The sequence below is a fragment of the Myceligenerans salitolerans genome, assembly GCF_017349295.1.
Lineage (GTDB): Bacteria > Actinomycetota > Actinomycetes > Actinomycetales > Cellulomonadaceae > Myceligenerans > Myceligenerans salitolerans.
In genome coordinates this window covers 12574-25439 of the sequence record NZ_JAFMPK010000048.1, presented here as the reverse complement: position 1 = coordinate 25439, position 12866 = coordinate 12574, and the positions used below count along the sequence as shown (strand labels likewise).

General features: G+C 73.7%; 10 protein-coding genes. 4 read left to right on the top strand and 6 right to left on the bottom strand.

Going from position 1 to position 12866, the window contains the following annotated elements:
• Positions 1-585 carry an NYN domain-containing protein gene (locus J0911_RS18100; protein WP_207276909.1) on the bottom strand — a complete coding sequence of 195 codons (585 nt, stop codon included), beginning with the start codon at positions 583-585 and terminating at the stop codon, positions 1-3.
• A gap of 37 nt (positions 586-622) precedes the next feature.
• Between J0911_RS18100 and J0911_RS18095 the strand changes: the two genes are divergently transcribed.
• Entirely contained in the window at positions 623-1417 is a 795-nt protein-coding gene (locus tag J0911_RS18095) for a type 1 glutamine amidotransferase (protein WP_307865166.1), read from the top strand.
• A 26-nt stretch (positions 1418-1443) separates the two neighbouring features.
• Here J0911_RS18095 and J0911_RS18090 read toward each other — a convergent pair whose 3' ends face one another.
• The 3 genes from J0911_RS18090 to J0911_RS18080 form a co-directional block, all read right to left on the bottom strand.
• A complete protein-coding gene (locus J0911_RS18090) occupies positions 1444-4080 on the bottom strand; it encodes a TPM domain-containing protein (RefSeq protein ID WP_207276908.1) in 2637 nt (878 codons plus the stop codon).
• Positions 4081-4161: 81 nt separating this feature from the next.
• Positions 4162-5838: a DNA repair helicase XPB gene (locus tag J0911_RS18085; protein ID WP_207276907.1), complete on the bottom strand. Its 1677-nt coding sequence runs from the start codon at positions 5836-5838 to the stop codon at positions 4162-4164.
• Positions 5839-5863: 25 nt separating this feature from the next.
• The gene (locus tag J0911_RS18080; RefSeq protein ID WP_207276906.1) at positions 5864-8389 is read right to left on the bottom strand and encodes a helicase-associated domain-containing protein; all 2526 of its coding nucleotides are present in this window, start codon (positions 8387-8389) and stop codon (positions 5864-5866) included.
• 212 nt (positions 8390-8601) lie between these two features.
• Here J0911_RS18080 and J0911_RS18075 point away from each other — a divergent pair, with 212 nt between their 5' ends.
• Complete coding sequence (locus J0911_RS18075; protein ID WP_207276905.1) at positions 8602-8979, top strand: cold-shock protein; 378 nt, start codon at positions 8602-8604, stop codon at positions 8977-8979.
• A 22-nt stretch (positions 8980-9001) separates the two neighbouring features.
• On the top strand, positions 9002-9799 hold the full coding sequence (locus J0911_RS18070; RefSeq protein WP_207276904.1) for a DUF3027 domain-containing protein: 798 nt from the start codon (positions 9002-9004) through the stop codon (positions 9797-9799).
• Between the two features lie 43 nt (positions 9800-9842).
• On the opposite strand, the gene J0911_RS18065 is transcribed toward J0911_RS18070, so the two are convergent.
• Together J0911_RS18065 and J0911_RS18060 are read right to left on the bottom strand one after the other, a co-directional pair.
• Positions 9843-10082 (bottom strand): DUF2530 domain-containing protein, encoded by a 240-nt coding sequence (locus J0911_RS18065; protein ID WP_307865165.1) that lies wholly within the window; start codon positions 10080-10082, stop codon positions 9843-9845.
• The gene (locus tag J0911_RS18060) at positions 10066-10668 is read right to left on the bottom strand and encodes an arsenate-mycothiol transferase ArsC (protein WP_207276903.1); all 603 of its coding nucleotides are present in this window, start codon (positions 10666-10668) and stop codon (positions 10066-10068) included. Before J0911_RS18060 ends, J0911_RS18065 begins: the two co-directional genes overlap by 17 nt.
• 318 nt (positions 10669-10986) lie before the next feature.
• Here J0911_RS18060 and J0911_RS18055 point away from each other — a divergent pair, with 318 nt between their 5' ends.
• Positions 10987-12795, top strand: coding sequence for a DUF4012 domain-containing protein (locus J0911_RS18055; protein WP_207276902.1), 1809 nt, complete (start codon positions 10987-10989; stop codon positions 12793-12795).
• The last annotated feature ends 71 nt before the right edge of the window (positions 12796-12866 follow it).

Here is a 12866-nt window from a genome sequence, read left to right as displayed (position 1 = left end):
CTACAGGTACTTCGTGGGGTCGAACTCCTCGATCGGGATGATCCGCACGCGCGGCAGGAGGGTGGTGAATGCGTCGGCGTCACCCTCGAGGTCGTACATGTGCAGGCCGTGCTCCTCGAGCTCGGCGAGGCGCGCGTTGACGAACTCCCGGAAGCCCAGCAGCCCGACGCGGCGGTCCTCGTCGTCCAGGAGCTCCTCGATCTGCGGCAGGAAGTCGCCGTCGTGGCTGGCCAGCAACACGTCCCCGGGGCGGTCCCGCAAGGCTTCCAGCGTGCGCTGGATACCCACGTCGACCACCTTCTCCGAGCCCTGCGCGGCGAGCGGGATCGGCCGGTAGCCCATCGCCAGCAGTGCCTGCACGAACGGCATGGGCATCTGGCCCGAGGTCGCGTTCAGGAAGAACAGCGGCACGACGTCCTGCGACCAGACCTTCTGCGCGAACGCCGAGATGCGGTCCCAGCGCGGCCGCTCGTCCGGCGCGGGCCGGCGGTTCAGGACGTTCATCCCGAGGGTCGCGTCGATGTTCTCGCCGTCGACGACGAGGTAGGTGCGACGCGGCGAGGCCTGCGCTGACGGAACGGACATGGACCCCAGCGTAGCCGTGGATGTACTTTGAGCCACCGTGCTTGACTCCGAGTCCTCCGACAACCCCGTGGCTCCTTCCGCCGCACCACGGATCACGGTGATCCAGAACGACCGCGACGTCCCCATGGACCGCTTCGCCGCACGTCTCGGCCCGGGCGTGCGCCTCGTCCTCGCGTTCGCGGGAGAACCCGTCCCCGCGGTGGCCGACGTGGGCGACGCGCTCGTCGTGCTCGGCGGCACCATGTCCGCCTACTCCGACGACGACGCCCCGTGGCTGCCCGCCGTACGCGACCTGCTCGCCGACGCCGCACGCTCCGGGGTGCCGACGCTCGGCATCTGCCTCGGCGGCCAGTTGCTCGCCGTGGCAGGCGGGGGATCGGTACAGGTCGCGGCCCCTCCCGGACGAGAAGCGGGAGCGGCGGCGATCGCCTGGCGCGAGGCCGCGCTCGCCGATCCGGTCACCGGTGCCGCGCTCGCGGCCGTCGCCGGAGCGCGGGACGCCACGGCGCCCACCGCGGCGGGCGCCGACGCCGTGGCCGTGACGCGCGCCGTGAGCATGCATGCCGACGCCGTCGTCGAACTGCCCGACGGCGCCACGTGGCTCGCCTCCAGCGAGATGTATCCCTACCAGGCGTTCCGGTGGGGGTCTGCGCTCGGCGTGCAGTTCCATCCCGAGGCAGGGCCTGCCCTCGCGGCGCGCTGGGCTGCCCAGGCGGACGACATCGACGCCGCGGCCGTCGTCGCCGACATCGAGGAACACGCCGACGAGGCGGCCCGGTTCGGCCAAAGCCTGGCTGACGCCTTCGTCACGTCGATCCGCCCCACGAGTTGAAGGACCGACCACACCCCGCGGGATCTTCAGTCGGCCCGGCCCGAACCGAATCCGCCGCCTCCGAATCCGCCGCCGATCCCACCGGTGCGCACGTGGCGCGGCGAGCGCGTGAGAAGGCCGAGCAGGCCCGCCTTCGCGCCGGTGCCCCCACCGTGTCCTCGCCTGCCCTCGAGGGTCAGGTTGATCCCGGCGAGCGGCATGCCGCGGGGGGCGCCGTCGGCGGCGGCATCCCGCAGAGCGGCCGTGAGCGCCTGAAACGCCTGCGTGTCGGCCCGCTGCGCCAGGTCCAGCGCGGCCGCGCGATCCCCGCGTGCCCGTGCGTCCCGCGAGGCGGCCGTCAGGCGCGCCGCTTCGGAGTGGCGCATGCGGGCGTCGGGGCCGACGGCGCCACGCCGCGTCGTGACCAGGGTGTCGACCTGGCGGAGCCGCACGTCGAGCCGGCTCAGCGTGTCGCGTACCAGTGCGGCCTTGCGCGCGTCCACCTCGGACGCGTCCCGATGCCGCGCCAGCGCCCGGTCCAGTGCGCTCTCGGCCGCGGCGACGCGCGCCAGGAGAGCGAACGGGTCGGCCGTCTCGCGGGTCACCTCGACCTGCTTGAGCGCCGCCCGGGCAGTGGTCCGGGCCATTGCCGCCTGCGGGTCGCCACCGGCGACCCGCTCGGTGTCGCCGACATCCTGGGTGAGTGATGCCACCGCCTTGTCCAGCCGTGGCAGGGCCTCGGTCAGGTCGGCGTGAGTGGCGTGCACCTCGTCGAGCAGCCGCTCGGCGTGAGCCAGCGCGTTCTGCGCACTGCGGGCGGCCGCCGCGGCGAACGCGCGGTCACGCTTCGCGCTCGCGGCCCGGCCGGTGTCGATGGCCCGACGGGCGTCCGCGACGAGGTGCTCGGCCAGCTCGGCGTTCCCGGTGACCGGTTTGATCGCGTCACCGGGGAACTCGCCGGCGAGGGCGGACAGTGCCTCGCGGGCCTGCTCGATCTTCCGGTCGAGCTCGCCGGCCCGCTGCCAGGACGCGTCGAGCAGGCGGTTCGCGCGGGACTTCAGCCGGCGGACGTCCTCGAGTGCCGCCGTCCCCGAGTCGAGCGAGGCCGACGCCTCGGAGCAGAGGGCCAGGACCTGGTGCGCGAGGTCGCGGGACGGCCCTTCATCGGCCGACAGCAGCTCGGCCCGCAGCGCGAACGCCTCCCGCGTTCGCTCGGTGGCGTCGGCGAGGACGACCTCGAGGTCATGAAGGCCGCCACCGCTCGACTCGGCGCGGGCCAGTTCCAGTTCCTGGGCGGAGGTGCGCAGCGCGTCGTCGAGTGTGACGAGGGCGTCGTCGGCCCGGGCCGCGAGCTCGCCGTCGGACAGGTCGTCCGGAAGGGCACCGGACGGTCCGTCGGGACGGCCGCCGGCCGGGCCCGGTCGATGGGCGCCGGACGCGTCGTCGTCCTCCGGGTGCGACCGCGGGCTGCCGTCGGGTGCCGGTGCGGGCGCGACCACGGGGGCCGCGGCCGTTGCCGTCATGGTGGTGGGCAGGGGGCCCGACACCGACCCGGTGGTGGGCCGGGTCGGCGACAGGGGAGCGAGCGCCGGAGCCGGTGCGGCCGGTGCGGCGGCCGTCATCGTCCCGGCCCGGACCGGCGTGACACCGGCGATCGCCGGCGTCCGGACCACGGCGTGGTCGGGCTCTGACCCGTCGTCGGCGGGTGAGGGCGCCGCCGTGGCCCGGTCGTCCGCGGAGCCGGGCATCGTCGGGACGGTCGGCGCATCGCGGAGCCTTCCGGCGTCCGCCGGCGTCCGGACCGGCGTTCCCGCCGGTGTGCTCGTCGCGTCGCCGTCTCCGGCGCTCGGTGCGCCGTCGTCATCGGCGGCGTACGGGACGTCGTCCTCGGGCGTGTCCGCTTCGGCGCGCGGACCTCGATGGCGCAGGTACCACCAGCCGGCGGCGAGCGCGGCGCCGACGGCGACGACGGCCAGGAGTGCGACGACCGTCCACCACGACCAGCCGCCCGGATCCCGGGTGTCCACCGCCGCCTCCGCGGCGCCCGTCGCGGCCGCGGCCCAGTCGCCCTCGGCGACGGCGGTCTGGGAGGCGGCGACGATCGACGCGTGGTCGCGGGTGGACACCGGCCCGTTGACATCGACGGACAGGCCCTGGACGTGGTCCGTGGTCGCGATGGCGAGGAGCAGTTCCTCGGGTGTGAGGCCCGACTTCGTGGCCGTCGCGTCGGCCCAGTCCTCGGGCGGGATGCCGTCGAACGTCTCGAGGTACACGACGAAGAGCCGCAGTGACGTCTCCGCCTCGACGGCCGCGACGGCCTGCGACACGCGCTCGTACTCCTCGGGCGAGAGCACCCCCGCCTCGTCGGTGACCGGCACGTCGACGACGATCGGCATGGCCGACGGCAGGATGTCCTGCATGGTGGCCGCCTGGACCTTCGCCGACAGGAGTTCCGTGCCGGTCGGGGACGGCTCGGCACCGGCCGGCGGATCGTGGTCGGCACCGACCACCCCGGCCTCGGCGTGGTCCGACAACGTCGTCCCGCCGATCGCGAACGCGGTGCCGAACAGTCCGACGAGGACACCGCCGGCGATGACGCCCGCGAGCACGGTGCGCCGGGACGACGTCGTCCCGGCGCGGGCATCCGGGGCCGGATGATCGTGAGGGGCGAGGGTCTGGGTCACGACACCGATGGTCGCCCGCGGCTGGGTGGCCCGCAAATCAGAAAGGGTGATATGTGCGTGGTGTCCACTACAATCACCCGCTCACGCCGCCAGCAGGTCCTCCGCGTCCACGATCCGGTACGCGTAGCCCTGCTCGGCCAGGAACCGCTGGCGGTGGGCGGCGAAGTCCTGGTCCACGGTGTCACGCGCCACCACCGCGTAGAAGTGCGCGGTGCGGCCGTCCTCCTTGGGCCGCATGATCCGGCCCAGCCGCTGCGCCTCCTCCTGCCGCGACCCGAACGCCCCCGACACCTGGATCGCCACCGACGCCTCCGGCAGGTCCACCGAGAAGTTCGCGACCTTCGACACCACGAGCCGCGTGATCTCGCCGCTCCGGAAGGCGGCGAAGAGCTTCTGCCGCTCCCGCACCGTCGTCGCACCCGTGATGAGGGGTGCGTCCAGGTGTGCGGCCAGCTCCTCGAGCTGGTCCACGTACTGCCCGATCACGAGCACCTGGTCGTCGGGATGCCGCGCGACGAGCGCCTCCACCACGTGGTTCTTCCCGGGCACCGACGCGGCCAGCCGGTACTTGTCCTCGGGCTCGGCCGTCGCGTAGGTCATGCGCTCCGACTCCGGCAGCGTGAGCCGGACCTCCACGCAGTCCGCGGGTGCGATGTACCCCTGCGACTCGATGTCCTTCCACGGAGCGTCGAACCGCTTGGGCCCGATGAGGCTGAACACCTCGTCCTCCTTGCCGTCCTCCCGGACCAGCGTGGCGGTCAGGCCCAGCCGGCGTCGCGCCTGGAGGTCAGCGGTCATCCGGAAGATGGGGGCCGGGAGCAGGTGCACCTCGTCGTAGAGCACGAGGCCCCAGTCCCGGGCGTCGAGCAGCTCGAGATGCGTGTACACGCCCTTCCGCTTCGTGGTGAGTACCTGGTACGTGGCGATGGTGACCGGCTTGATCTCCTTCTTCGCTCCCGAGTACTCGCCGATCTCGTCCTCGGTCAGGGTCGTGCGACGCACCAGTTCGTCGCGCCACTGGCGAGCGCTGACCGTGTTGGTCACCAGGATCAGCGTCGTCGTCCCCGACTTCGCCATCGCGCCCGCGCCCACGATCGTCTTGCCCGCGCCGCACGGCAGCACCACGACACCGGAGCCGCCGTGCCAGAACCCCTCCACCGCCTGCGCCTGGTACGGCCGGGGCGCCCACGGCCGGGGCTCCTCGCCGGGCGCCCGCGGCGTGGTGACGGGGGTCAGCGCGATCGGGTGCGACTCGCCGTCGACGTAGCCCGCCAGGTCCTCCGCCGGCCAGCCCAGCTTGACCAGTACCTGCTTGAGGTGGCCGCGCTGCGAGGGGTGGACGACCACGGTCGACTCGTCGACGCGTTCCCCGACCAGTCCCGCGGTCCGCTTGCTGCGCAGGACCTCCGTGAGCACCGCCTTGTCGCCGGCGATGAGGACCAGGCCGTGCGCCGGGTGCCTCTGGAGCCGGAGGCGGCCGTAGCGCGACATGATCTCCGCGACGTCCACCAGCAGGGCGTGCGGCACGGGATAGCGGGAGTACTCGATGAGCGTGTCCACCACCTGCTCGGCGTCGTGCCCGGCCGCGCGCGCGTTCCACAGGCCGAGCGACGTCAGCCGGTACGTGTGGATGTGCTCGGGAGCGCGCTCCAGCTCGGCGAACGGTGCGATCGCCCGGCGGGCGTCCGCCGCTCGCGGGTGGTCCACCTCCAGCAGCAGCGACTTGTCGCTCTGGACGATCAGCGGGCCGTCGGCCATGGGCGTTCCTCTCGTTGCGGTCGTGCTACGGCGCGTCGTCGTGCGCCGCGACCCGGGCGATGCGGTGCACCGCCACCGTGATCTCGGCGTCGCGGGCCGGGTCGAGGGCGCGCAGCCGGCCTCCGTCGAGGCGCAGCGGGCGCAACGTGCGGCGTTCGAGTTTCCCCGCCGCGCCGACCACGTCGACCCGGACGAGCAGTCCGTCCCGGACCGCCTCGCGCAGCAGGGCCAACCCATCGGCATGCGGTTGTGTTCCCGCGTCCGTGTCCCTGTCCGTGTGCCTGTCCGTGTCCGACGGCGGCGGCGCGGCGCCGGGTCCGGTCGTGTCGTCGGGGCGTGGGCCGGCCGTTGCGGGCGTGTGGGCGTCGTCGTCGGCGGCCCGGAGAGCGGACACCAGCGCGGTGAGGTCGGGCTCGGAGCGGACCGGGGGGCCGGAGGCGTCGGGCCCGCGCCCGGCGCGCGAGAGGGCACGCGCCGACCGCGGGGCGGGCCGGCGTGCACCGCGGAGGTCGGCGGCCCGCCGGTGCCGCACGTCGAGCACCCGGCCGTCCGGTCCCTCCAGCGCCGACACCACGCCCCGCTCGCGCAGGGTCTCGTGCAGCAGCGCCGGCGGCGCCGACGCCGCGAGGACCGTCGGCGCGAGCCGGACCAGTCCCAGGTGTGCGAGAGCGGGATCGTGCTCCAGCCCGGCGAGAGTCACCTCGTCGGCGGCACGCAGGTACGACGACGCGACACCCACCCGCACCGCACCGTGCCGGCGTGCGGTGTCGCGGACGAGGTACTCGAGGGGCTGCGGCACCGGGACCGGGGAGTGGCGTCCGAGAGCGGTCAGCAGGTCGTCCGCGGAGCGGCCCCGGTCCAGTGCCCGGGTCACCGAGGCCGGCGAGAACCGCACCGTGGTGGCGGCGCCACGGGACTCCGTGTCCGCGGCGATCTCGATCAGGCTCGCCAGTTCCCGTGAGGGCCGCCCGGGGACGACACCGGTCAGGTCGCCCTGGAGCAGCATCTCGTCCACCTCGGACGGCAGCACCGTGCGCAGCGCCGTGACGAGGGGGTCGGCGGCCTCTGCCGGCAGGGAACGCTCCGTGGTCCCCGAGCGCCCTCCCCCTGCCGTGCCGTGGTGCGCCGGCACCGCTCCGGTCCCGTCCGCGGACGGGATGCCCGCCAGGGCGCGCCCCGGTGGCGCCAGCGCGCCCGCGCCGGTCAGGCCCAGCCACGACGCCTCCAGCAGCAGGCCGCGCACCGCGTCCGACGGAGGTGCGTTGCGGGGCGCCTCCCAGGTGAGCACTGCCTGGACGTCGTCGGGTGACAGTGCGCCGTCGGCCGAGTCGAGGACCCGCAGGACGGCGGCGCGCAGCCGCGGGACCCACCCCCGTTCCAGGCCCGGCGCCAGCGCGGACCACAGCGCGCCGGACTCGTCCCTCGTGCCGACGCGCCACGGAGTGCGGTGCGACGCGGCCCACGCCCGGGCGAGCACCGCCCAGCGGCCGGCGTCGTCCCGCTCGGACCACGTCGCGTCCACCGGCACGAACGACGGCTCCGGCTCGCCGTCGTCCCGTACCAGCCCCGCCTCACCCGCGAGCTCGGCGACGAACGCCGCGGAAGGCTCGTCGCACTCCAGCCTGGCCGCCAGCCGCCGCAGGTCCCGCACGCCCAGACCGCCCGAGCGCAGGACCCTCGGCGGATCGTCGGACCAGGCGGACAGCAGGACGGTCGTGCGCCGCACCAGTTCCAGCGCGGCGGCGGCCGACTCGGCCGCGAGGGTCGCCGCGGGAATGTCCGTGCCGACGGGCGCGGGGCGCAGCGCCGGGGCACGGTGCGTCCTGCCGCCGCGGAGTGCGAGTCCGGCCTCCCGCGGCAGGAGGACGTGCTGGGCGTCCGCGCGCGCCAGCAGGCCCTGGGCGACCAACGCGTCGACCGCCTCTCGCTGCCGGGTGCCGGCTGGTGGCATCCGACCGGCGGGCGGCCCCCACGCGAGGGCGTCGAGCACGGCGCGTTGCTCCGGCGGCGTCGCGTCGATCCGCGCGGCCGGAGAATGCCCGAGGTCGGCAACCGCCGGGCCGAGGCCGGCGGGGTGGCGGCCGAAGACCTCGTCCAGTCCGGGCGAGGGGCGCAGGACGTCGCCGTCGTCCCAGAGCAGGGCGGCGGTCACGGCGACACCGACGGCGTCGTCGATCTGCTGTCGCGCCGTGCGAGGCGTGGCGGTGTCCGGGGAGGGCGCGTCCGTGGCGTCCGTGCCCTCGGGAGCGGCGGCCGGGTCCTGTGCGTCGGCACCGACCGCGCGCGCCATCTGCGCACGAGGGAGTCCGCCGAGCGCGACGACCGCCTCGACCACCTGCAGCACCAGCGCGTTCACGCGGGCGAGCGCGCGTTCGAGCGAGGTGTGGCTCGACGCACGGGCCGCCAGGGAGCGGAGCGTGGCGGGGGACGGGACGGCCAGGTCGGCCCGGACGCGCAGCAGCGCGACGAGCTCGGTGTCCGAGCGCTGCCTGAGGTCCTCGGCGAAACGCCGGGTGGCCGTCGCGGGCGCCTCGGGAAGCGATGAGGCCATCCCGGCAATGCTACGTGGCCTGCCTGAGGGCCCCGCCGGCCCGGGTGGCGGCGGTACCCGTGAGGGCGGGCCGAATGGATGCGACGTACCCCGCGCCGGACCGGTAACCTTGTTCTCTGGTCAGCAGTTCCCCGACGCGCGCGTCGGCGGGCCTGCGGCCGCCCCGGTCCATACCGGCGAGTCCGCTCGCCGCGCAGCAGGAGAAGGTTCAGGTGCCCACCGGCAAGGTCAAGTGGTTCGACGCCGATCGTGGCTTCGGTTTCATCGGGAGCGACGACGGCGGCGAGGTGTTCCTCCATGCCTCGGCGCTGCCCGACGGCGTGGTGCCCCGCCCCGGCGCGAAGGTCGAGTTCGGCGTGGCCGACGGCCGTAAGGGGCCGCAGGCACTGGCCGTTCGCGTGCTGGACACCGCGGTCCCGTCGGTCGCCAAGAACAAGCGCACGCCGCCGGACGACATGGCCGTGATCGTCGAGGACCTGCACAAGGTGCTCGACGCCGCGGCGGAAAGCCTGCGCAGGGGGCGCTACCCCGCCAACTCGGAGAAGATCGCGAAGATGCTGCGCAAGGTCGCGGACGACTTCGCAGCCTGACCGACCACCCGTGAGGCCCACTGTGACGACGACAGCACCCGCCCGGCGCGCGACCGCCCGCCGTACCACTCGGACCAGCCGCGACGCCGTGCTCAACGGCGCCGTGGAGCTGGCACGCGCCGCGGCCGAGGAGGTCGCGGAGCATTCGTCGGACGTCGGCGAGCACCTCGGCACCGCCCTGGAGGCCGACCGCGTGGTCTCGCACCGCTTCGCGGCGACGATGAAGGGCTACCGCGGCTGGCACTGGACCGTGACCGTGGCCCGTGTCCCCCGCAGCCGCAACGCGACCGTGTCCGAGGTCGAGCTGCTGCCCGGCGACGAGGCGATCCTGGCGCCGGCGTGGGTGCCGTGGGCCGAACGGCTGCGGCCGGGTGACATCGGCTCCGGCGACGTGCTGCCGTTCCGTGCCGACGACCCGCGCCTCGAACCCGGCTACACGCCGACCGGTGACCCCGAGGCCGACGAGGTGGCGATCGACGAACTCGCGCTCGCCCGCGCACGGGTCCTGTCGCCCGAGGGGCGCGACGCGGCGGCCGAGCGGTGGTACCGCGGCTCACGCGGTCCGACGTCGGCCGGCGCGGTGGCGTCGGCGTCCGAGTGCCTCAGCTGCGGGTTCCTCATCCCGCTCGCCGGCCCGATGGGCCAGCTCTTCGGGGTCTGCGCGAACGAGTGGTCCCCCGACGACGGCAAGGTGGTCTCGCTCGACCACGGCTGCGGCGCGCACTCGGAGACCGACGTGGAATCCCGCGCCTCCGACTGGCCGGACCAGGTTCCGCTCGTGGACGACGGCGCGGTCGAGACCGTCACTCCCGAGAGCTGACGGCAGGACCGAGAGCTGACGGCAGGACCGCGCGGGAGCGTCCTCAGTCCCGGTGCCGGCCGGCCCAGAGAATGCCCGGTGCTCCCAGCGCGAGCCCGGTGCCGCACACGGCCACCGCGGACCAGTTCCCGGCCCCGGTCAGGGCCATGACGAGCGAGACGACGAGCGCCACCCCCCAGACGGCCATACCGGCGAGAAGCACCCGCGCGAGGTTCGCACGCGGGGCGGGCGGGCTGGGGCGGCGTCGTTCCGGGTGCGCCAGGAGTTCAACGATGGTCGGCACGAGGCCAGTCTAGGGAACCGCGCGGTCGCGCCGCGATCGCGCGCAGCACCGGCGTCAGGCCGCTCGTGATCTGGTCGAACGACGTGCGGTAGGCGGCTCCTGACCTCCCGTAGGGGTCCACGACGTCGTCGTCGTGCCGCCTGCCGGCGTGCCGGCGGCGCTCTCCGAGCGCCAGGGGCAGGAGCGCGGCGAGCCGGGCCGCGTCGTCGGGCAGCGTCGACGGGTCGAAGACCCCGGGCGGGATGGTGCTCACCAGGCGGCCGAGCTCCCGGAGGGTGAGAGTGCGGCGCACCGCCGCGGGAACCTGGTCCACCACCCAGGCGCGGTGGCGCACCGTGAGGGTGAGGATCAGGTCCGACTCCTGGATCATCGCGGGGGTCGCCTGCCGCGCCGCGAAGTTCGCGACTTCGCCGCCCGCGGCGGTCACGAGCTCGGCCATCCGGGCGGGAACGGGCCGGCCGACCAGGGCGCCGGTTCCCGCGCTCAACACGTGGACGGAATCGTCGAGACGGCTCCTCAGCAATGCCTCGGCGGCGGGTGATCGGCAGATGTTCCCGGTGCAGACCGTGAGCACGTTGTACGGCATGGCGCGGCCCCTTGTCGTCGGAGAAATGCATTCCGGGTCGGCCGACCACATGGCAGCGCGCACCGAGATGATCACGCCTGCGCAGGACCGGTCGTGGACCCGCCGGTAACGTATCGCGCGTCGGCGAACCTCGCCGGTGATATCTGCCCGAATGTCTGAACCTGAGGGCGGCATCGGCGGATCGATTTCCGAGTTCCGGGCGGGGGGCCTGTGACACATCCGGGATGGGGCGAGAAATGGGCGGGCGCGAGCCGGTTCGCCCAGACGCCCGAAACCAGCGTCACATCCGGCCCCGGCGTGCCGGCGTCCGGCAGTGGAATGCGGGCACAGGGTCGGGCACCGTTCTGGAGTGCCCGGCGCTGGCGGCCGCTGCGCCGCGCCTTGTGGGGGGTCGCCGCCGTCCTGCTGCTGCTCGTCGTCGTGGTCGCGTGGGTGACGCTCGATGCCCTGCGGGCGCGGACCGCACTGGCCGACGCCGCCGAGGGTGTGGCCACACTGCGGGCCGATGCCATGTCCGGGAACACGGACCGCATCCACGAGCAGATCGCCGAGCTGCAGCACGACACGAGTGAGGCCTATCAGGCCACGCGGGGACCGCACTGGTCGCTGGCGCGGGAGCTTCCGGGAGCGGGACCGACCGTGGAGGCGATCGCGACGATGTCCGAGGTGGTCGACGAACTCGCGCACGGTGCGCTGCCGGACCTGGCGCGCAGCGCGGAGCTCGCCGATCCCGCGATGTTCGCCCCCGAGAACGGACGGTTGAACCTGGAGCCGCTGGAACGCGTGGCACCGGATGTCGTGCGTGCCGACCGGTCCGTCGGGCTCGCGGCCGAACGAGTCGAGTCCTTGGACGGGGTGATGGTTCCTCAGGTCGGCGCGGCCGTCGACAGGCTTCGCCGGGAACTCGATGGCCTCCGGTCGACGACGGCAACCGCCGCGCGGGCGGTCGAGGTGATACCCCCGCTGCTCGGCGCGGATGGCCCGCGGGACTACCTGGTACTGGTTCAGAACCCGGCCGAGCCACGCGCCCTCGGCGGCATCACGGGCACGGTGGTCGTACTGCGGGCCGCCGACGGCGAGGTCACTCTCGTAAACCAGATGCCAGGGGGCATGGTCGGTCCGTTCGAGGAGCCGGTGCTTCCCCTGACGCCGGACGAACGATCTGTGCTGGGCCGGCACGGAGAGGTCGCGCGCTGGATGCAGAACGTCACCATGACCCCGGACTTCCCGCGAGCGGCGCAACTCGCGCGCCAGATGTGGCTGCGTGAGACTGGGCGTGAGGTCGACGGCGTCCTGACGGCCGACCCGCTGGCCCTCGAGGCTCTCCTGGGCGGCAGCGGACCGATCGAGGTCCGGGACGGTGTGCGGGTCGCCCCCCACGAGTTGGCCGACTACCTGCTCCACGACGTGTACTTCGAGCACGAGAGCCCGCAGGAGCAGGACAAGATCTTCGCGCGGGTCGCGGAGCAGGCCTTCGACCGGCTCGCCGCCCCGCGGGGCGAGGACCGCGTGGCGATCGTGTCCGCACTCGTCGAGGTGGCACGCCAGGGGAGGCTGCTCGTGTGGTCGGCCGACGAGGCCGTGAACCGGCGGCTCGCCGACACCGTGCTGGACGGCTCCCTGACCGGAGTCCGCGGGGACTCCCCGGTGGTGGGCGTGTTCGCCCAGGGAATCAACATGGCCAAGATCGCCTACCACCTCGACACCGACGTCGATGTGGCCGTGGTGGCGGAGCGGCAGGACGGGTCACGGGAGCTCGAAGTGACCGTGACGTACGCATCGACGGTGCCGGAGGCGCAGATAGCGACGATGCCCGAGCATTTCGTCGGCTACACGGAAAGAACTCCGGGCGAGATCAGGCTGCGTTGCCTGGTGTACGCGCCTGCTGGTGGCTGGATTTCAGGTGCGTCGTCACAGGGCCAGGAAATCGGACTTACCCCAAAGAAGCAGGGCGAATTTTCACTAGCATCGCGAAGCATCAGCCTTTCACCCGGCGCGACAGCTTCTGTGACCTATGCCATGATCACCGGGAAGCGTCAGTCCGGAGACATCATTGTTCGTGTTACTCCGGGCGTCGAGCCCGTAGATGTCACGATCTCGGATGACCTGTCGGGCGCAGCTGAATGAGGTATTTCGGGCCTCTGCGCAACAATGCCAGGCCTGAAGTCAGGTGCTCAGCGCACTTTCACGCAGCAGAA

Excerpts from the sequence above, each read along its gene's own strand:
- J0911_RS18100 (WP_207276909.1), bottom strand. The coding sequence starts at position 585 with ATGTCCGTTCCGTCAGCGCAGGCCTCGCCGCGTCGCACCTACCTCGTC.
- J0911_RS18085 (WP_207276907.1), bottom strand. The coding sequence starts at position 5,838 with ATGGCCGACGGCCCGCTGATCGTCCAGAGCGACAAGTCGCTGCTGCTG.
- J0911_RS18080 (WP_207276906.1), bottom strand. The coding sequence starts at position 8,389 with ATGGCCTCATCGCTTCCCGAGGCGCCCGCGACGGCCACCCGGCGTTTC.
- J0911_RS18060 (WP_207276903.1), bottom strand. The coding sequence starts at position 10,668 with ATGCCGTACAACGTGCTCACGGTCTGCACCGGGAACATCTGCCGATCA.
- J0911_RS18055 (WP_207276902.1), top strand. The coding sequence starts at position 10,987 with ATGCGGGCACAGGGTCGGGCACCGTTCTGGAGTGCCCGGCGCTGGCGG.